This window comes from Streptomyces anulatus, assembly GCF_000721175.1.
Classification (GTDB): domain Bacteria; phylum Actinomycetota; class Actinomycetes; order Streptomycetales; family Streptomycetaceae; genus Streptomyces; species Streptomyces anulatus_C.
Genome location: NZ_JOEZ01000090.1, coordinates 1 through 2,073 on the forward strand (window position 1 = coordinate 1; position 2,073 = coordinate 2,073).

The window sequence follows — 2,073 nt, forward strand, 5'->3', positions numbered from 1 at the left end:
CCGGGTCAGCAGACCCGCGAGTCCCGCCTGCAACACCATGAACAGACTCGCACCCGACGCCCGTGCGAGATCGGCCAACCGCCGGTGCAGGTCAGCGTCAATATCGACCGTGACGTAGTCACCCCGGTAGGTCATCACCGCCGGACGCGGACGGTCCGAAGGCAGCGTCAGCTGATCCGGCAGACCCGCCAACGCCTCCGTCCAGTAAGCGATCTGCGTCGCGAACAGGCTGTCAGGGTCGTTCTGGTCACCCAGCAGCTCGTTCTGCCACAGCGTGTAGTCCGCGTACTGCACCGGCAACGCAGACCACTCCGGCACCGCGAGGCTGAACAACTCGGCACGCAGGGGGATTTCAGTCGCCAGATCGAAGGGGTACCGGGCCGCTGACCTCAGGGCCTCCGGCAGCTCCGTCTCGGTGATGTCGGTGACGGGCAGCTCCACGCTCACGCTGTCGAGGACGTGCTGGTAGGAGGTGCCCTCAGCCTCGGGGAACACCGTCCGCAGACTCTCGTGCCGGGCCACCAGGTCACCGAGAGCGGCACGCAGCGCGTCACGGTCCAACTCGCCGCTCAGCCCCAGAGTCAGTGGGATGTTGTAGGTGGCGCTCGGCCCCTCCATCTTGTGCAGGAACCACAGCCGGCGCTGGGCGAACGACAGGGGCACCGCGTCGGGCAGTTGCTGCTTGGTCAGGGCGAGCCGTGCGGGCCCGGCGGTGTCGAGCCGGGCCGCGACCGCGCCCGCGGTCCGTGCCTCGAAGAGCGTGCGCAGGCCGATCTCGACGCTGAAGGCGGCTCGGATGCGGGCGATGAGACGGGTGGCCAGCAGCGAGTGTCCGCCCAGGTCGAAGAAGTCGTCGTCCACGCCGACCCGCGGCAGCCCCAGAACCTGCGCGAACAGATCGCAGACGATCTGCTCCTGCGGCGTGCGCGCCTCCCGTCCGGATCCGGTCGGCGCGAAGTCCGGCGCGGGCAGGGCGGCCCGGTCCAGCTTGCCGTTGGCCGTCAGCGGCAGGCTGTCCAGGAGTGCGACGGCCGAGGGCACCATGTGTTCGGGCAGCCGCTCGCGCACGAACTCCCTTGCTTCCTCGGGCCGCAGGGTCTCCTGCGCCACGACATAGGCCACCAGCCGGGTCCTGCCGGGTTGGTCCTCGCGGGCGACTACGGCGGCCTGGGCGATGTGAGGGTGCTCGGTGAGGACGTTCTCGATCTCGCCGGGCTCGATGCGGAAGCCTCGGATCTTGAGCTGGTGGTCGACGCGGCCGACGAACTCCAGCTCGCCGTCCTGGTTCCACCGCACCAGGTCTCCGGTGCGGTACATACGAGCACCGGGCTCGGGGGCATACGGGTCCGCCACGAACCGCTCGGCCGTCATACCGGGCCTGCCCAAGTAACCACGGGCCACACCGGATCCCGCGATGTACAGCTCCCCCACCACACCAGGCGCCGCCAAGCTCAGTCCCGAACCCAGCACGTATGCGCGGGTGTTGGCGATGGGCCCGCCGATCGGCGCGGTGAGCGGCCAGCTGTCGGGGTCGTCGCTCAGGGCGTGGGCCGTTACCACGTGGGTCTCAGTGGGGCCGTAGTGGTTGTGCAGCACGCGCTCTGGTGCCGAGGTGTGGAACTCGCGGACGACTCGGCTCAACGTCAGGGCCTCGCCGGCCTGCGCGATGGTCCGCAGCCGGGGCAGCGCGCGTCCCTGCTCGACGGCGGCCTCGGCGACGGCCTCCAGGACGAGGTTGGGCGCGAACAGTTCCTCCACTTGGTGCTCGTCAAGCCACTCGACGAACCGGGCCGCGTCCCGCCGGACGTCCTCGTCCGGGATCACCAGGATCTTGCCGTACATCAGGGCCGACAGCATCTCCTGCGCGGAGACGTCGAAGCTGATTGCCGTGAACTGCGCAGTCCTCGTGCCGGGTTCGCCACCGACCGCCTCGTGGTGCCACTCCAGCAGGTTCACCAGCGCACCCGCGGGCATGACGACGCCTTTGGGTCGGCCGGTGGAGCCGGAGGTGTAGATGACGTACGCGGGATGATCGGGCGCGAGTGCGGTGACAGGGTTGTCCGCGGACTGATC

Annotated in this window: 1 protein-coding gene; it reads right to left on the minus strand. The window is 69.5% G+C overall.

Annotation, left to right across the window (positions count from 1 at the left end; genetic code table 11):
• Positions 1-2,073, minus strand: a 2,073-nt coding sequence (locus IG90_RS0138580) for a non-ribosomal peptide synthetase (RefSeq protein ID WP_030595948.1), incomplete at both ends; no start/stop codon positions are given.